This is a genomic window from Sphingopyxis sp. (assembly GCF_016793825.1).
Lineage (GTDB): Bacteria > Pseudomonadota > Alphaproteobacteria > Sphingomonadales > Sphingomonadaceae > Sphingopyxis.
Genome location: NZ_JAEULM010000019.1, coordinates 307,319 through 328,885, shown reverse-complemented (window position 1 = coordinate 328,885; position 21,567 = coordinate 307,319). Strand labels below are relative to the sequence as shown.

At 64.9% G+C, this 21,567-nt stretch carries 16 protein-coding genes; 4 read left to right on the top strand and 12 right to left on the bottom strand.

Going from position 1 to position 21,567, the window contains the following annotated elements; all coding sequences use genetic code 11:
* Positions 1 to 93 precede the first annotated feature (93 nt).
* The 6 genes from JNM03_RS05930 to JNM03_RS05905 all read right to left on the bottom strand — a co-directional run bounded on the left by JNM03_RS05930 (position 94) and on the right by JNM03_RS05905 (position 9,629).
* Complete coding sequence (locus tag JNM03_RS05930) at positions 94 to 3,534, bottom strand: TonB-dependent receptor (RefSeq protein WP_294035234.1); 3,441 nt, start codon at positions 3,532 to 3,534, stop codon at positions 94 to 96.
* Between the two features lie 272 nt (positions 3,535 to 3,806).
* Positions 3,807 to 5,075: an ATP-dependent Clp protease ATP-binding subunit ClpX gene (clpX, locus tag JNM03_RS05925; RefSeq protein ID WP_294035232.1), complete on the bottom strand. Its 1,269-nt coding sequence runs from the start codon at positions 5,073 to 5,075 to the stop codon at positions 3,807 to 3,809.
* 180 nt (positions 5,076 to 5,255) lie between these two features.
* Positions 5,256 to 5,906, bottom strand: coding sequence for an ATP-dependent Clp protease proteolytic subunit (locus JNM03_RS05920; RefSeq protein ID WP_294035230.1), 651 nt, complete (start codon positions 5,904 to 5,906; stop codon positions 5,256 to 5,258).
* Between the two features lie 151 nt (positions 5,907 to 6,057).
* Positions 6,058 to 6,396 carry a ferredoxin FdxA gene (gene fdxA / locus JNM03_RS05915; protein ID WP_294035228.1) on the bottom strand — a complete coding sequence of 113 codons (339 nt, stop codon included), beginning with the start codon at positions 6,394 to 6,396 and terminating at the stop codon, positions 6,058 to 6,060.
* Positions 6,397 to 6,570: 174 nt separating this feature from the next.
* Positions 6,571 to 6,870, bottom strand: coding sequence for a S4 domain-containing protein (locus tag JNM03_RS05910; RefSeq protein WP_294035226.1), 300 nt, complete (start codon positions 6,868 to 6,870; stop codon positions 6,571 to 6,573).
* Positions 6,870 to 9,629, bottom strand: a complete 2,760-nt coding sequence (locus JNM03_RS05905; RefSeq protein ID WP_294035224.1) for a helicase-related protein — start codon at positions 9,627 to 9,629, stop codon at positions 6,870 to 6,872. Before JNM03_RS05905 ends, JNM03_RS05910 begins: the two co-directional genes overlap by 1 nt.
* A 303-nt stretch (positions 9,630 to 9,932) precedes the next feature.
* Between JNM03_RS05905 and JNM03_RS05900 the strand changes: the two genes are divergently transcribed.
* The 4 genes from JNM03_RS05900 (at position 9,933) to JNM03_RS05885 (ending at position 15,360) form a co-directional block, all read left to right on the top strand.
* On the top strand, positions 9,933 to 11,450 hold the full coding sequence (locus JNM03_RS05900) for a M23 family metallopeptidase (protein WP_294035222.1): 1,518 nt from the start codon (positions 9,933 to 9,935) through the stop codon (positions 11,448 to 11,450).
* Positions 11,451 to 11,535: 85 nt separating this feature from the next.
* On the top strand, positions 11,536 to 12,534 hold the full coding sequence (gene hemB, locus JNM03_RS05895) for a porphobilinogen synthase (protein ID WP_294035220.1): 999 nt from the start codon (positions 11,536 to 11,538) through the stop codon (positions 12,532 to 12,534).
* Positions 12,535 to 12,547: 13 nt separating this feature from the next.
* Positions 12,548 to 14,806: a fused MFS/spermidine synthase gene (locus tag JNM03_RS05890; RefSeq protein WP_294035218.1), complete on the top strand. Its 2,259-nt coding sequence runs from the start codon at positions 12,548 to 12,550 to the stop codon at positions 14,804 to 14,806.
* Positions 14,803 to 15,360: a gamma carbonic anhydrase family protein gene (locus JNM03_RS05885; RefSeq protein WP_294035217.1), complete on the top strand. Its 558-nt coding sequence runs from the start codon at positions 14,803 to 14,805 to the stop codon at positions 15,358 to 15,360. The genes JNM03_RS05890 and JNM03_RS05885 overlap by 4 nt, the downstream gene beginning before the upstream one ends.
* 42 nt (positions 15,361 to 15,402) lie before the next feature.
* On the opposite strand, the gene JNM03_RS05880 is transcribed toward JNM03_RS05885, so the two are convergent.
* From JNM03_RS05880 to JNM03_RS05855, 6 genes are all read right to left on the bottom strand, one after another.
* On the bottom strand, positions 15,403 to 15,984 hold the full coding sequence (locus JNM03_RS05880; protein ID WP_294035215.1) for a urate hydroxylase PuuD: 582 nt from the start codon (positions 15,982 to 15,984) through the stop codon (positions 15,403 to 15,405).
* A gap of 79 nt (positions 15,985 to 16,063) precedes the next feature.
* Positions 16,064 to 16,756: an inner membrane-spanning protein YciB gene (locus tag JNM03_RS05875; protein ID WP_294035213.1), complete on the bottom strand. Its 693-nt coding sequence runs from the start codon at positions 16,754 to 16,756 to the stop codon at positions 16,064 to 16,066.
* Entirely contained in the window at positions 16,753 to 17,679 is a 927-nt protein-coding gene (ftsY, locus tag JNM03_RS05870; RefSeq protein WP_294035211.1) for a signal recognition particle-docking protein FtsY, read from the bottom strand. Before ftsY ends, JNM03_RS05875 begins: the two co-directional genes overlap by 4 nt.
* On the bottom strand, positions 17,676 to 18,884 hold the full coding sequence (locus tag JNM03_RS05865; protein WP_294035210.1) for a MiaB/RimO family radical SAM methylthiotransferase: 1,209 nt from the start codon (positions 18,882 to 18,884) through the stop codon (positions 17,676 to 17,678). Before JNM03_RS05865 ends, ftsY begins: the two co-directional genes overlap by 4 nt.
* Complete coding sequence (gene dapF / locus JNM03_RS05860) at positions 18,881 to 19,687, bottom strand: diaminopimelate epimerase (RefSeq protein ID WP_294035208.1); 807 nt, start codon at positions 19,685 to 19,687, stop codon at positions 18,881 to 18,883. The genes JNM03_RS05865 and dapF overlap by 4 nt, the downstream gene beginning before the upstream one ends.
* A gap of 81 nt (positions 19,688 to 19,768) precedes the next feature.
* Positions 19,769 to 21,400, bottom strand: coding sequence for an EAL domain-containing protein (locus JNM03_RS05855; RefSeq protein WP_294035207.1), 1,632 nt, complete (start codon positions 21,398 to 21,400; stop codon positions 19,769 to 19,771).
* Between the last annotated feature and the right edge of the window lie 167 nt (positions 21,401 to 21,567).

Sequence of the window (21,567 nt, the reverse complement as noted above, 5' to 3'; positions counted from 1 at the left end):
CGCCCCAAGGGGCGTCCCCCCTATTTCATCCGGGCAAGAAAAAGGGCGCGAAAGTTGCCTTCCGCGCCCCAATCCCTTGCCTGCGTCGTTCGATCAGAATTCGTACGACACGCCAACCTTCAGACGCCACACCGACGAGCTGACGTTGATGCCGTTGTCGGCAGCATAGTCGGCCGCGCCGTTGAAGCCGGTGATGATGTAGCGGCCCTGCGCGTCCACGCCTGCGGTCGACAGCGACGCAATGTCCTGAAGACCCGAGAAGTTGCGGCGGCGCTGGACGTTCCAGTTGTCGTCGAGGAAGTTCAGGAAGTTGTCCATCGTCGCGTACAGCTTCAGCTTGTCCTTCTTCCCGAACAGGTGGCCCGGACCCGGAATTTCCTGCGAGAAGGACAGGTCCATGTCGAAGTACCAGTCGTTCGAACAGGTGTTCCGCGCGATCGTCTGACCGACATATTTCTTCGCACAGCTCAGACCGCTGACGAAGTCGGCCAGATTCTGGACTGCCGTCATGTTCGAGCTGGGCGAGATGTTTGGATCGCTGATCCCGGTCGGCAGATAGGCGAGCGCGTTTTCAGTGCCCGACACACTGTCGTTGAACACGCTGCCGCCCGAGAAGGTCAGGCTGTATGGACGGCCCGACCGTGCGATGAAGCTGATCGCGAAGCGCGTCGACAGATCCTCGAAGAATTCTTCGCGGAAAGCCAGGCGGGTCGAGATATTGTGCTTGCTGCTGAAGAAGCCGCGCGATGCGGCCGGGTTCTGGCGGTCGAACGCGGCGGTCAGGTCATAGTTGGACCCGGCCGTCGAGTTATACATGTTCCGACGATCCTGCGCATCGGTGTAGCTGTAGCCGATGTTGAAATCGACGTTGCCATTTTCCGTGAACAGTCCGCCGTTGAAGGTCTTCGACAGGATGAACGATGCGATGTGGCTGCGATAGCTGCCCGCGTTGGTCAGTTGCAGTTCGTCATCGCGGCTGGTGTTGAAGCAGGCCGTGTTGACGTTCTCGTATACCGGGCCGGGGTTCAAGCCGACAAGGCGAGCGGTACAGCCGGCAACATTCGGGTCGATCGCGCGATAGATCGGGCGACCGTCGATGGTGTAGCCGTTGAGACCAAGGCGGGCATCGACGGTCTGTGACAGATCGACGATTGTCAGCGGGTCGCGATACTTGCTGTAGATATAGTCGAGGTTCAGGTTCCAGCCGCTGAAGAAGCCCGAGGAGGCAAAGTTCAGCTCCGACGTGAAGCCGATGTTGGCGCGCAGCACCGTCGGCATCTTGATGTTCGGGCTGACCGACTGGGTGTCGCCCAGACCCGCTGCCGCACTGGCCGATGCCGACTGCTGGAAGCAGGTGGGAACGCCGGTGAACTGGCCGTTGACGACGACGTCGAGCTGCTGTCCGGCGGCGAGGCCGCAAGCCGCGTCCTGCGTCGTACCCGTGGCGAAGCCGCGACCGTCGTTCTGGAAGGCGTTGCCGAACCAGACGACCGGATCGCCGCCCGAGAAGATGCCGACACCGGCGCTGATCTTGGGCCGGCCGAAGACTGCAAAGTCGTTCATGTCATAGGTCAGCGCGACGCGCGGCATGATGACCGGTGCAAGGCTGCTGAAGCCGGTCGTGTTCGGGAAGCCGTAGCGGCGGAGGAACACCGAGTTCAGCTTGGGTCGGCCGCCATCATACCAGTCGGCACGGACGCCGATGACCGCGTTGAGCTGGCTGCTGATCTCCCACTCGTCCTGCGCGAAGATCGTATAGATGCTGCGCTTGAAGGCTGCGGCCGCGTCATTGACGTCGCCGGTGGCCGAGAAGTTGCCGAAGGCGCCCTCGGTGTTCCCCGCGATGACGTTTGCAGGGGTCGTCGAGGTCTGGTTGCTACCTAAACCCGGCGACAGCAGGCCGGCGCGCAGGTCGTTGATATTGCGGAACACCAGCGTTCCGGTCGCGTTCTGCACGAACAGGTTGAACAGGTCCGCGCGGTTCAGTTCGGCGCCGACTTTGAGCGTGTGGGCGCCCGCGACCAGCTTGGCGACGGCGCGATACTGATCGATGCGCGTCTGCAGGTCGTTGGCCGAGCGTGAGTTGCCCGGACCGGCGAGCACGGCGCCGTCGATGCCGGTCGCGTTGTCGATGCCGACGATGATGCGCGGGATTGGATTGCCCGACTGCGCTTCGCCGCCGCCGATCGGATCCTGACGATCGATAACCTTCGAGTGCGAATAGCGCAGTTCGGTCGAGAAATTATCCGACCACTGCGAATAGAGGCGACCCGAATAATAATCGGACTTGGTGCCGCTGAGATAGAAGGTGTTGAGACCGATGGCTTGCGGCGACGATCCCGTGAACAGGTCGTCCGGACGGGTCGATGCTTCTTCGAGGCGCTGATAGGTAGCCTCGAAACGATGGTTGTCGGTGATCTGCCAGTCGAGGCGACCAAAATAGCGGTCGTTCTTGAACGGACGGCTGGTTACCAGCGGGCCGGTATCGACACCGTACACGTCCTTCAGGACCTGCGAAATCTCATTGAACTGCTCGACCGAGATGCCCGTCTGCGGGTTGGCATAGCCGGCACCCGTCGGACCGTCATCCTGCGACTGGCCGGCTTCCTGATGTTCATAAGCACCGAAAATGAACAGGCGATCCTTGATGATCGGACCACCGGCCCAGACACCCCAGCGCTTTTCGGGCTCGATACCGGCCACGGGTAGCCCGCGGACGCTGTTGCCGCGCAGGCCATTGTCCGAATATTCGAAGAAACCGCCAAAATGATAGTCGTTGGTACCCGACTTGGTGACGACGTTGATCGCACAGCCGGTAAAGGCGCCATAATCGACGTCGAACGGCGCGAACTGCACCTGCGTTTCGCGAACCGCGTCATAGGGGATCGGGGTCGAGCTGCGCGACGAGAAACCCGTGTCATTCAGGCCATAGACGTCGCCCTGGCTGATGCCATCGACGGTGAAGGCGTTGCCGCGGTCGTTGCCGCCGAGGCACGAAATGCGATCCTGGCCCGAACCGCCATCATCGCGGTCGAGGCTGACGCGCGGGTCGAGGCGGATGATGTCGCGAACGTCACGGTTGAACGAAGGCGCGCTCTGCAGCACTTCGGTGGTGAAGCTGGTGCCCGGTCCGACGGCAAGCTGCGTGACCTTGACGCGCGAGCCGGTGACGACGATCTCGCCGCCGCCCGAAGCGAGCTGGAAGCGCAGATCGGTGTTGCCCTGCAGCGAGGTGTTGACGTCCTGAATGGTCTGGCCTTCGAAGCCGTCGGCGGTCACCGCAATGGTGTAAGGGCCACCGGTGACAAGGCCGGTGGCGACGAAGCGACCATCGGCGCCGGTGGTGATCGAGCGCGCCGAGCCGGTGCGGGTGTCGGTGATCACGACGGTCGCGTTGCCGACCGCGGCGCCGCTGTCATCGCTGACCTGGCCCTGGATACCGGTCGTGATCTGCTGCGCCTGGGCAGGCGCGGCAACGACGGTGGCGACGCTGATAGCCATCAGGCTAGCGGCGATCGAATAACGAAGTTTCATGTCAGGATGTCCCCTATTGGTAGCGTGCGGCAGGCACGCGACAATGGGACGCACCTGACCTGCGAGCGCCCCTGACGCCCGCATGTGGCACGATTGTGACAGCAATTGTGACAGTGCAAGCCGCGAAGGGTCCGGCGATCAGGAAAAGGTCGAAAAACGACGTATTTCCGTCTCGCCCGGGGAATTATCCACAGGTCGACATGCGTTTTTTCCCGCAACTGTTGCTGCGATGCAACATGACGCGCTGCGGCATTTATGCAGCGAGCCGCGACTCAAGCCGCGTCGCCGGCTTCCTTCGCCTTGTCTGCATAGACCCGAACCGGGTCCTTGCGACCCTCGACGACGTCCTTGTCGACGACAATCTCGACGACGTCGGTGAGGTCGGGCAGGTCGAACATCGTGTCGAGCAGGATCGCCTCGACGATCGAGCGGAGGCCGCGTGCGCCGGTCTTGCGATCGATCGCCTTCTTCGCCACCGCGATCAGCGCGTCGTCGGTGAAGGTCAGCGCGACCTCTTCCAGATCGAACAGCTTCTTGTACTGCTTGACCAGCGCGTTCTTCGGCTCGCCGAGGATCTTGACCAGCGCGTCGACATCGAGATCCTCGAGCGTCGCGATGACGGGCAAGCGGCCGACGAATTCAGGGATCAGGCCGAACTTCAGCAGATCTTCCGGTTCGATCTGCTTGAGCGTCTCGCCCGCGCGGCGCTCGTCGGGTCCCGCGACATGTGCGCCAAAACCGATCGACTTGCCCTGCAGGCGGTCGCCGATGATCTTTTCGAGGCCAGCGAAAGCGCCGCCCGCGATGAACAGGATGTTCGTGGTATCGACCTGCAGGAATTCCTGCTGCGGATGCTTGCGCCCGCCCTGTGGCGGAACGCTTGCGGTCGTGCCTTCCATCAGCTTGAGCAGCGCCTGTTGCACGCCTTCGCCCGATACGTCGCGGGTGATCGACGGGTTTTCCGCCTTGCGGCTGATCTTGTCGATTTCGTCGATGTAGACGATGCCGCGCTGGGCCTTTTCGACATTATAGTCGCTGGCCTGGAGCAGCTTCAGGATGATGTTCTCGACATCCTCACCGACATAGCCCGCCTCGGTCAGCGTCGTTGCGTCGGCCATCGTGAAGGGCACGTCGAGGAAGCGTGCGAGCGTCTGCGCGAGCAGGGTCTTGCCGCTGCCGGTCGGGCCGACGAGCAGGATATTCGACTTGGCCAGTTCGACGTCTTCGCCGCGACCCGAATTGGCAAGGCGCTTGTAATGGTTGTGCACCGCAACCGACAGCACGCGCTTGGCCTTGTTCTGGCCGATCACATAGGCGTCGAGATGCTGGCAGATTTCCAGCGGCGTCGGTACCGCGCCGTCCTTGCGCGCGGCAACGCCGCCCTTGATCTCTTCGCGGATGATGTCGTTGCAAAGCTCGACGCACTCGTCGCAGATGAACACCGTCGGTCCGGCAATCAACTTGCGGACTTCGTGCTGCGACTTGCCGCAGAAGGAGCAATAAAGGGTGCTCTTGCTGTCCGAGCCGCTCAATTTGGTCATATTCAGTCCTCTGGCAGGTCCAATGGAGGTGCTGCCGTCATTATCCTAGCCCGCGGCCACCCAATTACAATATGGCAATTGGGTGACGTCGTCGCAATGTGTCGAATAGCGCCGTGCGGCAAAGCGGGTGTCAAGAAACGCGGTTACCGGCCCTTTGCCGCATATGCCGCCGCCCCGTCATCAGGGCGTGGGTCCCTCGCTCTGGGTCGCGGCGCCAGTCTCGCCATCGGCCGCCGGACGCGAACCGAAGACGTGATCGACAAGGCCGAAATCCCTGGCTTCCTCGGCCTCGAGGAAGGTGTCGCGATCCATCGCCTTTTCGATCTCTTTCAGCGACTTGCCGGTGTATTTCACATAGAGGTCGTTCATCCGCTTGCGGATACGCAGAATTTCGCGCGCCTGGATTTCGATGTCCGACGCCATGCCGCGGGCGCCGCCTGACGGCTGATGGATCATCACGCGGGCGTTGGGCAGCGCGACGCGCATGCCTGGCTCGCCCGCCGCGAGCAGGAAGCTGCCCATCGAGGCTGCCTGGCCGATGCAGAAGGTCCCGACGCGCGGGCGGATATATTGCATCGTGTCGTGAATCGCCATGCCCGCCGTCACGACGCCGCCCGGCGAGTTGATGTACATGAAGATGTCCTTCTTCGGATTCTCCGATTCGAGGAACAGCAATTGGGCGGTGATCAGCGAGGCCATGTTGTCTTCGACTTCGCCGGTGACGAAGATGATCCGTTCGCGCAGCAGGCGGGAGAAAATGTCGAAGCTGCGTTCGCCGCGACTCGTCTGCTCGACGACGACGGGAACAAGGGCGGCGAGCGGGTCGATCATGCGAATTTCGTCCTTACGTTTTCGGGATGCCCCGCCGCGAACCGGCGGGCTGCCCCTCCGCCATCCTACATCGGCGCCAAGCCGGGCGGTTTCAAGGGGGCAAAAAAAGGGGCGGGATGTCCCGCCCCGATCATCCTGTTCGCGTCGGCGGTCAGTCGCCTTCGCCGGGTTCGGCGGAAAAGTGCGTTTCGAACTTTCCTTCGACACCCTTGAATTCGTCGGCGTCGGCGGGGCTGTCCTTCTTGACCGTGATATTCGGCCATTCGGCGCTATACTTGCCGTTCAGTTCCAGCCATTTCTCGAGGCCGCTCTCGGTGTCGGGAAGGATGGCCTCGGCCGGGCATTCGGGTTCGCACACGCCACAGTCGATGCACTCGTTCGGATTGATGACGAGCATATTCTCGCCCTCATAGAAACAGTCGACGGGGCAGACCTCGACGCAGTCCATATATTTGCACCGGATGCAGGCGTCGGTGACAACATAGGTCATGGATTATATGCTCCCTTGGTCGGCGGCACCCTTGCCGTCCGGACAATTGACCGGCTCGCCTCTAAGCCTCGCGAACGCGGCGCGTCAACGCAAAGCGACAGTTGCGAATCACTCTCATTCCCTAGGCGGATCGGCGCGCTTTCCGGAGGCAGCTTTTCCTCTGCCGGCAATAGCTCAGCTCGATCCGGTGGGCGTTTCGGCGCCGAGCCGAAGGTAGCAGCTTTCGGCTTCCGGCGCGGGGCCGCGGCGGAGCGGCAGCGAGAGCAGGCGGATCACCTCGATGCGTTCGCCGACGGGCAGTACCAGCGTCGCGCCTGAATGAACTGCGGCCGATGCGCGCGTGACGCGGCGCCCGTCGAGGCGGATATGGCCCGCTGCGACCATGGCCTGTGCGATGCTGCGCGAGCGCGCAAAGCGCAGGTACCACAGCAGCTTGTCGAGCCGGATGCTTCCAGCCGCGCCGGGGCTGGACATCAGTCCTCGCGCCCGCCCGCGAGCAGGGCGGCCAGCCCGGCGAAGGGGCTATTGGGCGAAGGGCTGCGGCGCGCCGGACGATCGGCGCGCGGCGGACGGGCGCCGGCGTCAGCGGGCTTCGCACCCTTGCCCGGTTTGCCGCGCCGGGCCTGACCCTGCTTGGCGGTCGGGCGGGGGCGTTCGCCGCCCGGCGGCGGCGCACCAGCCGCCTTCTTGCCATGCTTGCGGCGCGGACGCTTGTCGATCGCCTTGAGCCCCGACCAGCGCCAGCGCCCTTGTGCGGGATCGCCGACGCTGCGGAAACCGAAGCTGCCGAGCAGCGCACGGCGCGTTTCCTCGTCGAGGCCGAGCGACGTCGCCAGCGCCGGGTCGATCGCGAAGCCGGGCAAGGGCGCGCCGTGCGCTTCTTCACCGCCGTCATCGTGGTGATGCGGGTCCTTGCCGGTCAGTGGCGCGGTCGGCGGGGCCGCGGCCTGCAGGCGCGCGGCATGTGCCTGACGCGCCAGTTTTTCGGCCATGTCGATGCGCAGCCATCCATTCGCGCAGCGCCGAAAGCCCGCGATGGTCAGCGCGGCGTGACTGCCGGTCTTCTGGATGACCGCGCCTTGCGGCGGCAGCGCCGGAATTGCCGTTCCCTGCTGTGCCGCCATCAGCGCGGCGCGCCACCGCACCGCTTCGGGTTTCAGCAAGGCGGGATGGAAGATATCGAGCGACCCGATGGTGAGGCCGAGCTTGCGAAGCTGCGGTCGCTCGTCGGCGGTGATCGCGGCGAGCTGTTGCTCGATCGAAGCGCGGGTTGCCGTGCCGCCGCCATCGACCAGCGCGGCGAGCAGGGCGCGGACGCGCGGCGGGGTGAACAGGTCGCCGGCTGCCTCGCCCATCGCGGCGAGCGGGCCGGCGTGGCGGGCAAGCTGATGGCCGACAAATGCCTGGAGACGTTCCGAAATGGCCTGCACCTGTTGTGGTTCGAGGCGGCGCAGCGACGGGTCGATCTGCACCGACGGCTGGACCAGCGTCGGCCCGCGCGCCAGCGTCGCGACGATGTCGCCATGCCAGGCAAGGCGCGCAGCGCCGCCCGGCTCGCTGACCAGCACAAGGCCATTGTCTTCGCCGGCGGCCAGCGCGGCGGCCCGGCGGGACAGTTCGCCGCGCAGATGCTTTTCCGCCGCTGCCAGCAACATGCGGTGGTCGCTTGCCCGTGCGCGGGCATCGACCTTGAACGAAAAGCCTTTCAGCGTCCCGATCGGTTCGCCATCGACCGCGACGGTGCCGTCGGGTCCGACCGCGACGGGGAGGGCGGCGTGCCGCTGTCCGGCATCGCGGAGCAGCAGCGCGAGACGGCGATCGACAAAGCGCTGGGCCAGCGCGGCGTGCAGGGCGTCCGACAACCGCGATTCAAGCGCTTGCGTCTGCTCGGTCCAGCCCGCGCCGCCCGCGATCCAGTCGCCCCGCTGCGCGATGAAGCAAAGCGTGCGCACCGCCGCGATCCGGCTCGCGAGCTGGTCGATGTCACCGTCTGTGTCGTCGAGCCGGGCGAGGCGTCTGGCAAACCAGTCGGGATCGATCATCCCGTCGCCGGTCGTCCGCCATTGCCAGAGCTTGAGGACGGTGCGGCTGTGATGTTCGGCGCCGAGCTGCTCGAAATCGGGGAGGCCGCAGACATCCCAAAGGCGCTCGACGGCTTGCGGCTCGGCGGCGCGCATCCGCACCTCCATGTCGCCCGCCAGATGCTTGAGGACGGAAAGGTCGACCGCTTCGGGCGCAGCGCGCAGGCCCTGCTGCGTCGGCGGCTCCGCCAGGTCGGCCAGCAACCGTTCCAGGCTGTCGTAACGCGGGGTCGGGTTGCGCCAGAAGAGGCTGGCCAACGGTGGAAAATGATGTCCCTCGATTGCCAGGATTTCTTCGGGCGTGAAGCCGCCTTGCGGCGTGCCGATGGTGCCGAAGCTGCCGTCCTGCTGGTGCCGTCCGGCGCGCCCTGCGATTTGCGCCATTTCCGAAACGGTCAGGCGGCGGAGGCGGCGCCCGTCGAACTTCTGCAGGCTCGCAAAGGCGACATGCTGGACGTCGAGATTGAGCCCCATGCCGATGGCGTCGGTCGCGACGAGATAATCGACCTCGCCCGCTTCGAACATCGCGACCTGCGCGTTGCGTGTCTTTGGGCTGAGCGCGCCCATCACGACCGCGGCTCCGCCCGCGAAACGGCGGAGCATTTCGGCGATCGCATAGACTTCCTCGGCCGAAAAGGCCACGATCGCCGAGCGTTTGGGCAACCGCGACAGCTTCGAGGCGCCCGCATAGCTCAAGGTCGAGAAGCGCGGGCGGGTCACGATGTCGGCTTCGGGCACCAGGCTTCGTACCAGCCCCCTGATGGTCGCCGAGCCGAGTATCATCGTTTCCTCGCGGCCCCTTGCGCGCAATATGCGATCGGTAAAGACGTGCCCGCGCTCGGGATCGGCGCCGAGCTGGGCTTCGTCGATCCCGACGAACGCCACGTCGCGGGCGATCGGCAGCGCCTCCATCGTGCCCAGCAGATAGCGGGCGTCCGGCGGCATGATCCGCTCTTCGCCGGTGATCAGCGCAACCTCGGCGGTACCCTTAATCGCCACGACGCGGTCATAGACCTCGCGCGCGAGCAGGCGCAGCGGAAAACCGATCATCCCGCTGGAATGGGCGGTCAGGCGCTCGACCGCCAAATGGGTTTTGCCGGTGTTGGTGGGGCCAAGGACGGCCTTGACCGGTTGGGAAGAGGATGACGTCATTGTCTTGTCCTCCCTGCTGGCATGGGCGCGTTCCGCGTGCAACAGGCGATCGTCGAACGGTGTGGGAAAGGTAGCATTTTCAACCCGGGCACACATCATGGCGCAACGCCGCCACGGCCCGCCGCAAGCCAGCGGCGGGGGGCGGGCATTAAATTGACTTTAACGACCTTTCTTTACAGACATCCGGTCGAAAAAATCATTCGACGGCCGGGTCCAGGGAGGCCCGTCGAACGGGGGTTGCACTTTTTGTTCCAGCGCCACGAACCCATTGCGGGAATGTCCGGCAACGCGGCTGCACTTTCGATGGCGCAGGCGTTGCCCCTGCAGACGGCGCGCGCGGATGCGGAACCCCGGCTGTCTTGGCGTGACCGCCTTGCGCTGATCGACCTCGTTCCCGACCTTGGCGACGCGATCGGATCGCGCGAATGGTGGCGCGGCCTTGCGACATTGACCCTGCTCTGCGGGGCTGCGATTTCCACTTTTCCTGGCGTTCGGCCGCTTGAGGTTGGAGGCGCTCCTGCGCTCGGCGCCGCCGATTTCAACGAAGCGCGCGCGCAGATGATCGTGCCGCTCGCCTATGGCGGCGACACCGGCCGCCACATGGCCGCGACCGATGCTGTCCGCCCGCTGGCCCAGACACCCGAACGCCCGCAGATCGAACTGACCGCGACGCTGGGTGCGGGCGACAGTTTCGCGCGCCTGCTCGAACGCTCGGGCGTCGGCAGCGGCGATGCGCAGGCGTTGGCCAGCCAGGTCTCCTCCGCAGTGCCCCTCGCCGATATCGCGCCGGGTACGCGCATCGACCTGATCCTCGGGCGCCGCGCGGCGCGCACGATGCCGCGCCCGGTCGAGGCGCTGGCGATGCGCGCGCGGTTCGACCTCCGGATCGAGATGGAGCGGATCGATGGCAGGCTGGTGATGCGCCGCATCCCGATCGCGGTCGACAGCACACCCTTGCGTATCCGCGGCCGGGTCGGGGACAGCCTCTACCGTTCGGCACGCGCCGCGGGGGCGTCGCCCGAGTCTATCCAGGCCTATCTGCGCATCATCGGTCGCCAGATTTCGGTCGGCAGCGATATTCGCGCCAGCGACGAATATGACATCATCGTCGAACATCGCCGCGCCGAAACCGGAGAGAGCGAGACCGGCAAGCTGCTCTATGCTGGCCTTGTCCGGGGCGGCAAACCCAGGCTGTCGATGATCGAATGGACCGTCGATGGACGCACCCAGTGGTTCGAAGCCTCCGGCGTCGGTCAGCAGAGCGGCGGGGTCGGGCGTCCGACCAACGGCCGCATTACCTCGACCTTCGGCATGCGCCGCCACCCGATCCTGGGATATAAGCGGATGCACAGCGGCGTCGATTTCGGCGGTGGGTACGGTGCGCCGATCTATGCGGTCAGCGACGGGCTTGTAACGATCGCCGGCCGCACTGGAGGGTTCGGCAACTATGTGAAGCTCAGCCACGGCGCCGGACTTGGCACTGGCTATGGCCATATGAGCCGCATTGCGGTGCGGCCGGGCCAGCATGTGTCGCGAGGGCAGGTGATCGGCTATATTGGCTCGACCGGCCTCTCGACCGGTCCGCATCTTCATTATGAAGTCTATCGCAACGGCGTTGCGGTGAATCCGTTGTCGGTAACGTTCATCAGTCGTGCGCAGCTTGAAGGCAAGGCCCTTGCCGACTTCCGGGCCCGGATCCGCCAGCTTACCTCGGTCGCTCCGGGCGGGGCGATGAGCGCGGCCCCGGCGAAGCCCGCCCAGGGGCCAAAGCTCGGTTCGCTTGCCGATGTCGCGACCAAGCGCGCGGGCGGCGGGCAATAGCGGAATCGGCTTTTCCGCCCGTGGGCGCGACGATTTCTCCCGAATATCCAGTTGCCCTCTCGCGCCGCGCCGCTATGCACGCCGCATGACATATGCCGCCTATCCCGACCGGCGCCTGCGCCGTACGCGCCGCACCGGCTGGAGCCGGGCGATGGTCCGCGAAACCCACCTCACGCCATCCAACCTGATCTGGCCGCTGTTCGTCTGTCCTGGCATGGAAACCGAAGAACCGGTGGTCAGCCTGCCGGGCGTTTCGCGCTGGTCGGTCGATCGGATCGTCGACCGCGCGAAAGAGGCGGTCGCGGCGGGCATTCCGTGCCTTGCGCTCTTTCCCTATACCGAGCCCGACCGGCGCAGTCCCGACGGTGCGGAGGCACTCAACCCCGACAATCTGATGTGCAAGGCGGTTGCGGCGATCAAGGATGCGCTCGGTGACGCGATCGGGGTTCTCACCGACGTTGCGCTCGATCCCTATACCAGCCACGGGCAGGACGGCCTGATCGACGATACGGGCTATGTTCTCAACGACGAAACGGTCGAGGTGCTGGTCGGCCAGGCGCTGAATCAGGCGCGTGCGGGGGCCGACATCATCGCGCCCAGCGACATGATGGACGGACGCATCGGCGCGATCCGCGAGGCGCTGGAGGCTGAAGGTTTCAGCCATGTCCAGATCATGAGCTACGCCGCCAAATATGCGTCGGCCTTTTACGGCCCGTTTCGCGATGCCGTCGGATCGCGTGGCCTGCTGAAAGGCGACAAGAAGACCTACCAAATGGATTCCGCCAACGTCGAAGAGGCGCTGCGTGAGGTCGAGATGGATCTGGGCGAAGGCGCCGACAGCGTGATGGTGAAGCCGGGGCTGCCCTATCTCGACGTCGTGCGCGCCGTTAAGGATCATTTCGCGGTCCCCGTCTATGTTTACCAGGTGTCGGGCGAATATGCGATGATCGAAGCGGCCGCCGCCGCTGGGGCGGGCGATCGCGATGCGCTGGTGCTCGAAACGTTGCTCGCCTTTCGCCGGGCCGGTGCGTCAGGCGTGCTGACCTATCATGCGCTCCACGCGGCGCGGCTTCTGGGCGGATGATTTTGGGGGATAAATGACGCAGGGACCGCGGCGCTGGCTTTTCGTGCTGACCATATTGGTTGGCAGCTTCCTTCTTTTTCAGGTGCAGCCGATGGTTGCGCGCATGGTTCTTCCCAAGCTGGGGGGGGCGCCTGCGGTCTGGAACAGCGCAATGCTCGTCTATCAGGCGCTGCTCCTTGGCGGTTATGCCTATGCGCATTGGCTGGGTCGGTTTGCGGTTCGCCGGCAGGCGATGATCCATATCGCGCTTTTCGTTCTCGCCGCGCTGTGGTTGCCGCTCGGCATCGCGCAGATCGCGCCGCCCGCGCCGGGACAGGAGGCACTGTGGGTACCGCTGCTGCTGATCGCCTCGATCGGCCCGGTGTTCTTTGTCGTGTCGGCGCAGGCGCCCCTGATGCAGCGCTGGTTCGCCGCGGATACACGCGCCGGTGACCCCTATTATCTCTATGCGGCCTCGAACCTCGGCAGCTTCGCCGGACTGATCAGCTATCCGGCGCTCGTCGAGCCGAATATGCCGCTCGCGACACAAAGCTGGGGGTGGACCGCAGGTTATGGCCTTCTTGCGCTGCTTGTCGCGGCAAGCGCGGCTGCGCGCTGGACTGGAAAGGGAGCGCATGACGAGGCGGCGGACAGCGCCGACGAGCCGCGCCCGACCCTGCGTCGCCAACTGCACTGGTTGTTGATCGCGGCCGTCCCGTCGGGGCTGATGCTGTCGACGACGACGCACCTCACGACCGATATCGTCGCGATGCCTCTGCTCTGGGTGTTGCCGCTGGGTTTGTATCTCCTCAGCTTTTCGATTGCCTTTTCCAACGCCGAATCGATCAAGGGAACTTTTCGCGTCCTTGCACCGGCGGTGCTGCTGATCGCGGGCGGGCAAGCGCTGCTGAGCACCAGTGGCGGGACGATGCTGATCGCGTTTATGAGCCTGGTCATGCTGTTCATCGTCGCGACCACGCTCCACGATTATCTGCATCATTTGCGCCCGTCGCCGCGGCATCTTACGCTTTTCTATCTCATCATGTCGGCGGGCGGTGTGCTGGGCGGCCTGTTCGCGGCGCTGATCGCTCCGCTGTTGTTCGACTGGGTCTACGAGCATCCGATCCTCATTCTCGCCGCGGCGATGCTGTTGCCGCTGCCGGCGCTTCTGCCGTGGGACCAATGGCTGAAGATTGCCAATCCCCGCCGGATCGTCATCCTGCTGTTGTTGCTGGCGGCCTTCACGAGCTGGAATCTGGCCAGCAACTGGGACGGCACCTTCAACGGGATGAACGGGCTTTGGGCCGGGCTGACGCTGGCGGTCGGCCTGCTCGTGATTGGCTGGCGCTGGGCCTATGTGCTGTCACTGGCCATGTTGATGCTAGGCGTCGGGGGCGTCGAAACGCTGAAGAGCAGCACCGACGGGTCGCGCGTTCGCAGCTATTTCGGCGTCTATACGGTCACCGATGATGTCTATCGCCAGCAGCGCCGTCTCGCGCACGGTACGACGCTGCATGGGTTACAACACACGGACAAGCGTCGGGAACTGGACCCCACGACCTATTATGGCCACAAATCGGGGGTCGGTTTGACGCTCGACAAGGCGAACCAGCTCGCCGGACCGAGCGCAGCCGTCGGGATAGTCGGGCTCGGTGCCGGGACACTGTCCTGTTACCGCAAGCCGGGACAGGCATGGACGATATTCGAGATCGATCCGGCGATGGCCGCGATCGCGCGCGACCCGTCGAAATTCACCTTCATCAGCAAATGCGCGCCGCATGTTCCGATCGTTATCGGCGATGCACGGTTGCAGGTCGCCAAGCTGCCGCCAGCGCAGTTCGACATTCTGGTGATCGACGCCTTCTCGTCCGACGCCATCCCGCTCCACCTGCTGACCAAGGAAGCGATCGGCATCTATGCGCGGGCGCTGAAGCCTGGTGGGATACTTCTGATTCACATCTCCAACCGTTTCTTCGATCTTCAGCCCGTGCTTGCGGCGGAGGCACAGGCGCGGGGATGGAGCGCGGCCATCCGGCTCGACCCGTCGATCACCGACAGCGATCCGATGAATCGTGATTTCGGCAATCTGACGGCATCGAGCTGGGTCGCGATGACCGCAACGCCGGATCGCCTCACCCAACTGACCGGCGGTCTGAAGCCGCGTGACAAGGCCAGCGAGGACGGGGTATGGGTTCCGCTCGCGGCACGCCCCGGTTTCACGCGCTGGACCGACGATTATGCATCGACCTTGCCCGTCCTGCTCTGGGGCCATCTGATCGGGAAGAGCGAATGACCTATACCGACGTCAGCATCATCAGCGTCAACGGCAAGACGCCCCAAATCGACCCCAGCGCCTTCATCGCACCTGGTTGCCGGATCATCGGCGATGTCGTGATCGGTCCCGACGTCAGCATCTGGTATAATTGCGTGCTGCGCGCTGACGTCAGCCGCATCGTCGTCGGCGCGCGATCGAATATCCAGGACGGCAGTGTCTTGCATTGCGATGGGCCCATGCCGCATCGGCCCGAAGGCTTTCCGACGATCATCGGTGAGGATGTGCTGATCGGCCATCTCGCGATGGTTCATGGCTGCACGCTAGCCGACCGGGCGTTCGTCGGCTTGAAGGCGACGGTGATGAACGGGTGCCGGATCGGCAGCGACGCGATGCTTGCTGCGGGAGCCCTGCTGACGGAGAACAAGGAAATCCCCGCCCGCGAACTATGGGCCGGCTCGCCCGCGCGCCGGGTGCGCGAAATCGACGAGGCGCAGGCTTCAGGGATGCAGATGGGCGTCGCGCATTATGTCATGAACGGCCGCACCCACAAGGCTGCGATGGAACAGGGCTGACCGGTTCCTCCCCATCGCCGCGCGACAGGGAGGATCGGGGACTCAGCCGTTGTTGGCGTTCACCATCGCATAGAGCATCGGGATCGACAGCAAGGTATTGGTTCGCGAAAAGATCATGGCCGTCTTGGCTGCCTTCGCCTTGGTCGCGTCATCCGCTTCGACGATGCCGAGTGCCTTTTTCTGGTTCGGCCAGATCAGGAACCACACGTTGAATGCCATGATCAGGCCTAGCCACATGCCGGCGCCGATCAGCTTGAAATTGGGGTCGGAGAAGGTCAGCGCCGGGACAGCATATTTGTTGTGGAACGCGATGCCGAGGCCCAGCAGCACGGTAACCAGCGCCGCCCAGCGAAACCAGAAGAGCGCCGCAGGCGCGATATGCTTCGATACGCCAGGTTTCAGTTCTGCCGGAATCTTGGGCATGGTCGGCATCTGAACGAAGTTGAAGTAGTAAAGCAGCCCGATCCACAGGATGCCGAAGAAGGTGTGCAGCCAGCGCAGGATCGCGTTGCCCGCCGTGATCCCGTCAGAGAAATACTGGCCGTTGAGGCCGAACATCAGCGCGATCGCCAGCAGCAGCCCGGCGATCAAAACGGCGTGCAGATTTCCGAAAAACTTGTCCATGTGCAGTCCCCCTCGCTTGTTGCCGGCGCCGTTCGATGCGGCGCCGATGACAGCGATATGCCAGCGACGGGGAGCGGACTCAACTTTTGCCGATGCCGGCCGGCTCCGACGCTTCTTCCGGGATCGCGAGGCCGTTCTTGAGCATGACCGGAAGCTGGCTCAGCGTAAACAGGAACGAAAGCGCGGTCACGCCCCAAACCTTGATCGTCAGCCACAGGTCAAAGCTCATCTGCTTTGCCTGGATCAGCTCGTACATCACATGATTGGCGATACCGAGCGCGGCGAAGAACAGGCCCCAGTTGCGCGATAGCAACAACCAGCCCCTTTCGGTCACGCCGTCGAGCGCCGACTGGAGCAGATATTTGAGCATCGGCCGCTTGAACCACCAGCCGCCAAGCAGCAGCGCGGCAAAGGCCGCATAGATGATCGTCGGCTTCATCACGATGAAGCGTTCGTCGTGGAACCAGATCGTCAGAGCGCCGAACCCGATGACCAGCACGCCGGACATCCACAGCATCGGCGAAATCTTGCCGAGCTTCCACTTCGATACGGCCATCGCAACAATGATTGCGGCCATGAAGGCGAGCGTGCCCTTGATGGCCGCGGTGGTCGCGGCGAAGGCGCCTTCGCCGCCCGAGGCGAATTTATAGGTCAGGAAGAAGACGAGCAGCGGCCCGAAATCGATCGCGAAATTGAGCCAGCCATGCTTGGCGGGCGGTGCGGCCGGGATCGGCTCGGGGCCGCCCGGAAGTTGGTCGCTTTGATCGGTCATCGGATGTTTCCGGCAATGATGCCTGCAATTTCGTCGGCGTCGAAGGGTCGAAGATCGTCGATCGTCTCACCGATGCCGATCGCGTGGATGGGAAGGCCGTGGCGTTCGGCCGCGGCAACCAGGACCCCGCCCCGGGCGGTGCCGTCGAGCTTGGTCATCACGAGCCCGGTCACGCCTGCCACTTCGCGGAAAACGTCGATCTGGGCCAGCGCATTCTGCCCCGTCGTTGCATCGAGCACCAGGACTACGTCGTGCGGCGCAGCTGGGTTCAGCCGGCCGAGAACCCGCTTTATCTTCGCCAGTTCATCCATCAGCTCGCGCTTGTTCTGGAGGCGCCCGGCGGTGTCGACGATCAGCACGTCGATGCCGGTCGCGGTCGCCTGCTTGACGGCGTCGAACACGATGCCGGCGCTGTCGCCACCTTCCGGACCCGCCATGATGGGCACGCTGAGCCGTTCGGCCCAGACCTTGAGCTGACCGATCGCCGCGGCGCGGAACGTGTCGCCGGCGACGAGCATCACGCCATAATCCTGTTCCTGGAACAGGTGCGCAAGCTTGGCGATGGTTGTCGTCTTGCCCGATCCGTTGACGCCGATCACCAATATGACTTGCGGGCGCGGGAAGGCGTCGATTTCCAGCGGCTCGGCAACGGGGCGGAGCACGGCGGCGATCTCCTCCGCCACGATCGTGCGCAGCCCGTCGATGCCGTTCGCCGCGACGTCGCGGCGCTCCGACAGGCGGTCGCGGATGCGGCTCGCCATCGTGGGGCCAAGGTCGGCGGTGATCAGCGCATCCTCGATCCGGTCGAGATCGTCATCGTCGAGGCGCGACTTGCCGGTGAGGCCCGACAGGTTTTCACCCAGCCGCTCCGACGTGCGCTTCAGGCCGCCGAGTAGCCGTTCGCTCCAGCTAAGCCCGCTCATGCGGCCATCATCCTGTCGCCGTTGCGCACGGCCAGTCGGACGGGCACGATGCTACCGGGCTCGGCCGGCGCCATCAGGGTCAGCGCGGCAAAATTTTCGGCATGGCCGGTCAGTCCATCGCGTTCGACGAGCATCGATGCCGCGCGCCCGATCTGTGCATCGAGCCATGCGGCGCGGCGGTTCGCATTGGCCTCGCGGAGCCGCGCGGCGCGACCGCGCGCAATGGCGCGGCCGACCTGCGGCATCCGCGCAGCGGGCGTGCCGGCGCGCGGGCTGTAAGGAAAGATATGGCCGAAGACGATGTCGCAATCGTCGATCAGGGCCATGCTGTTGGCGAACATCCTGTCATCCTCGGTCGGAAATCCCGCGATCAGGTCGGCGCCGATGGTGATTTCGGGGCGGGCGGCCTTGAGCCGTTCGGTCAGCCGCACGGCATCGGCGCGGCGATGGCGGCGCTTCATCCGGGTCAGCACCATATCGTCGCCGGCCTGCAACGACAGGTGAACATGCGGCATGATGCGCGCCTCGCCAGTCAGCAGCGCGAACAGCGCATCGTCGATGCGGTTCGGGTCGAGCGAAGAGAGGCGGAGCCGCTCGATCGGCAGGCGAAGCAGCGCGTCGACCAGCGCCGCGAGGCTGGTTCCGCTGTCGTCGCCATAACTCGCCAGGTCGACCCCGGTCAGGACGATCTCGCGCTGGCCGCGATCGAGCGCGATTTGCGCGGCCCCCACGACGGCATCGACCGTCGCCGAACGCGCCGTGCCGCGCGCGATCACCGTCGCGCAGAAGGTGCAGCTATGCGAACAGCCGGTCTGGACCCCGAGGAACGCGCGCGCGTGATCGGCTCCGGACAGCGCCGGAGTGTAGGAAGCTGCGGCAGGCGCGGCGGCGGCGCCATAGCTTTGGGCCAACCCCTTCGCGTCATTCGCAACCACCCGCGCGCCCATCGCGGCAAAGGTGTCGCCTTCGAGTTCCGCGGCGCAGCCGGTGACGACGACATCGGCGCCGGGCCGTTCGCGCAGCGCACGGCGCACCGCCTGCTTCGCCTGTCGCACGGCTTCGTCGGTCACTGCGCAGCTATTGAAGACAATCCGGTCGCGTCGGGGCGCCTGCATCGCGGCGGTGCGGATCGCTTCCCCTTCGGCAATGTTGAGCCGGCATCCGAAGTTGACGACCTCTTGCCGGTCGGCGAGGGCAGCACTCATCCGAACTGCGCCCAATCGGTTTCGCCGTCATAGACGCGGGTCGCAGCGCCGCTCATCACGATTGGTTCGCCCGGCGCCCAGCGGATGATCAGGTCGCCACCCGGCAGCGAGACTGTCACGGGCGATGCCACCTTGCCGGCGCGGATCGCCGCGACCGCGGTCGCGCACGCGCCGGTGCCGCAAGCCTGGGTCAGCCCGACGCCGCGTTCCCAGACCCGCAATTGCAACTGATTCTCGCCATCGAGGCTGGCGACATTGACGTTGACGCGCTCGGGAAACAGCGGGTCGGTTTCGATCCGCGGGCCGATCTCGTCGAGTGCGACCGCGTCGGCTTCGGGCACGAAGAAGACGATGTGCGGATTGCCGACGTTGACCGCGGCGCCATGTTCCAGCTCGTCCCACGCGACGGGCATGTCGCGGGTGTCCATCGGCATCGCGAGCGGAATATGCTCCCAGTCGAAGACAGGTTCGCCGAGGACCACTTCCGCGCCGCCGTCGGCGGGCGTCACGCGCAGCATGCCGCCCAGCGTCTCGATCACCGCAGGTTCGCCGAGCAGGGTCGCGACGCAGCGCGTCGCATTGCCACACGCCTCGACCTCGCTGCCGTCGGCGTTGAAGATGCGCATCCTTACATCGGCCTTCGCCGAAGGCTCCAGGAGGATGAGCTGGTCGCAGCCGATGCCGTGGCGTCGATCGGCGATCGCGTGCGCGCGCGCCGGCGTCATCTCGACGGCGCGCACCCGCGCGTCGATCACGACGAAGTCGTTGCCGAGCCCATGCATCTTGGTGAAACGGTCCGCCATAGCTCGCGCATGTAGGGGCGCCAGCCGGTGAAGTCTAGCGATGTGGCCGGGGATCGCCGGCGCTGGACGACGAAAGCCGGGTTACGCCGTCTTGCGCAGATCTTCGCCCTCGGACGAGGGCGAACTGCCTTGCGGGGAAAGCGGCGCGCGGAGCAGGCCGCGTTCGGCGAGCAGGCGCGCGGTATCGTCGGCCGACAAGGCGCGGCCGTAATACCAGCCCTGCCCCTTCGAACAGCCAAGCCGGGTGAGTTCGATCGCGGTTGCTTCGTCTTCGACCCCTTCGGCCGTGATCGGCATCGAAAGGCTTTCGCCCAGCCGCACGATCGCGACGACGATCGCCTGCGCGTCGGCGCTGCCGCGCATCGCGGCGATGAAGCTGCGGTCGATCTTGATCCGGTCGAACGGCAAGGCGCGGAGGTGCGAGAGCGAGCTGTAGCCGGTGCCGAAATCGTCGAGGCTCAGCGAGACGCCCTGATTCTTGAGGCTGGTCACGATCGAGCGGACGAGCGGCAGATTTTCGAACAGCGAGCTTTCGGTGATTTCGACCTCGAGCTGATTTGCCGGGAATCCGGTTTCGACGAGCAGCTTGGTCAGCTTCTGGCTGAACCAGGGATCCTTGAGCTGTTGCGGCGAGATGTTGACCGCAAGCATGATCGCCGGGTCCCAGCTCTTGGCTGCTTCCATCGCCTGGCGAATGACCTGAAGCGACAATTCGCCGATCAGTCCGCTTTCCTCGGCGACGGGGATGAAGCGTTCGGGCGGGATCAGGCCATATTCGGGCGATTCCCATCGCATCAGCATTTCGAAGCCCATCAGGCGGCCGCTGGCGATGTCGACCTGCGGTTCGAAGTGGGCGACGAATTCGCCCCGCGGCATACCGTCGCGGATGCCGGTTTCGATCTGGTTGCGGACCTGCACGGCCATTTCCATGCCCTGTTCGAACCAGACATGGCGATTCCGACCTTCGTCCTTGCAGTGATACATGGCGATATCGGCCTGGCGGACCATGGTTTCCATCGTCATGCTCGCCTCGGTCGCCAGCGCGATGCCGAGCGATGCGCCGATGCGGATTTGCTGCGCGTCGTGCGCGACCGTTGCCTCGAGGGCGGTGACAAGCTCGGCCGCGAGCGCGTCGATGTTGCCGCGCACGCCGGGTTCGAACTGCAGCATCGCGACGAACTCGTCGCCGCCAAGCCGCGCCTTGGTGGCATTGGGAGGCAGGACGGCGCTGATGCGTTCGGCTGCGACCTGCAGGACGCGGTCGCCCGCGGCGTGCCCATGAATGTCGTTGACGGTCTTGAAATGATCGAGGTCGAGCAGGAACAGCGCCACGTGGCGTTTCGCGGCCGTCGCCTCGGCGATCGCCTGCTGCCCGCGTGCAATCAGCGCGCGACGATTGAGGAAGCCGGTCAGCGGATCGGTGTCCGCCAGATAGCGGGCGCGATGTTCGGCGTCGGTCCGTTCGCGAATCTCGCGGTTCAGATCCTCATAGCGGCGCCAGCCGAACAGGATCAGCGCGATGTTCAGGATCAGCGCCGCCGACAAGGCCTTGTCGGGGCCGCCGCCGATGCCGATCAGCGTTTGCACCACCGCCTGCATCACCGTCCCGCCGGTCCCGACGAACAGGACGATCGCCGCAACGACGATACCCCCTGCCAGTATATCCCGTTTGGCATCCTCGCTTCGGTTGCGAGGCTTCGGCTCGGCTATCATATAATCATTCCCCACCATCGCGGCGCTTATGGCCGGTAAGCCGTGAAATTTGCGTTAAGTTCTCCCCGTTTTCTGGCCATTTCGGACCTGTCCCGCGCGCCGTGACGGTGATGCCGACCGGATCGGTGGATGGGATTTCGCCCGCCGCGCGGATCCGGAGGGTGCCG

Excerpts from the sequence above, each read along its gene's own strand:
- JNM03_RS05930 (WP_294035234.1), bottom strand. The coding sequence starts at position 3,534 with ATGAAACTTCGTTATTCGATCGCCGCTAGCCTGATGGCTATCAGCGTC.
- clpX (WP_294035232.1), bottom strand. The coding sequence starts at position 5,075 with ATGACCAAATTGAGCGGCTCGGACAGCAAGAGCACCCTTTATTGCTCC.
- JNM03_RS05920 (WP_294035230.1), bottom strand. The coding sequence starts at position 5,906 with ATGATCGACCCGCTCGCCGCCCTTGTTCCCGTCGTCGTCGAGCAGACG.
- fdxA (WP_294035228.1), bottom strand. The coding sequence starts at position 6,396 with ATGACCTATGTTGTCACCGACGCCTGCATCCGGTGCAAATATATGGAC.
- JNM03_RS05910 (WP_294035226.1), bottom strand. The coding sequence starts at position 6,870 with ATGTCCAGCCCCGGCGCGGCTGGAAGCATCCGGCTCGACAAGCTGCTG.
- JNM03_RS05905 (WP_294035224.1), bottom strand. The coding sequence starts at position 9,629 with ATGACGTCATCCTCTTCCCAACCGGTCAAGGCCGTCCTTGGCCCCACC.
- JNM03_RS05900 (WP_294035222.1), top strand. The coding sequence starts at position 9,933 with ATGGCGCAGGCGTTGCCCCTGCAGACGGCGCGCGCGGATGCGGAACCC.
- hemB (WP_294035220.1), top strand. The coding sequence starts at position 11,536 with ATGACATATGCCGCCTATCCCGACCGGCGCCTGCGCCGTACGCGCCGC.
- JNM03_RS05890 (WP_294035218.1), top strand. The coding sequence starts at position 12,548 with ATGACGCAGGGACCGCGGCGCTGGCTTTTCGTGCTGACCATATTGGTT.
- JNM03_RS05885 (WP_294035217.1), top strand. The coding sequence starts at position 14,803 with ATGACCTATACCGACGTCAGCATCATCAGCGTCAACGGCAAGACGCCC.
- JNM03_RS05880 (WP_294035215.1), bottom strand. The coding sequence starts at position 15,984 with ATGGACAAGTTTTTCGGAAATCTGCACGCCGTTTTGATCGCCGGGCTG.
- JNM03_RS05875 (WP_294035213.1), bottom strand. The coding sequence starts at position 16,756 with ATGACCGATCAAAGCGACCAACTTCCGGGCGGCCCCGAGCCGATCCCG.
- ftsY (WP_294035211.1), bottom strand. The coding sequence starts at position 17,679 with ATGAGCGGGCTTAGCTGGAGCGAACGGCTACTCGGCGGCCTGAAGCGC.
- JNM03_RS05865 (WP_294035210.1), bottom strand. The coding sequence starts at position 18,884 with ATGAGTGCTGCCCTCGCCGACCGGCAAGAGGTCGTCAACTTCGGATGC.
- dapF (WP_294035208.1), bottom strand. The coding sequence starts at position 19,687 with ATGGCGGACCGTTTCACCAAGATGCATGGGCTCGGCAACGACTTCGTC.
- JNM03_RS05855 (WP_294035207.1), bottom strand. The coding sequence starts at position 21,400 with ATGATAGCCGAGCCGAAGCCTCGCAACCGAAGCGAGGATGCCAAACGG.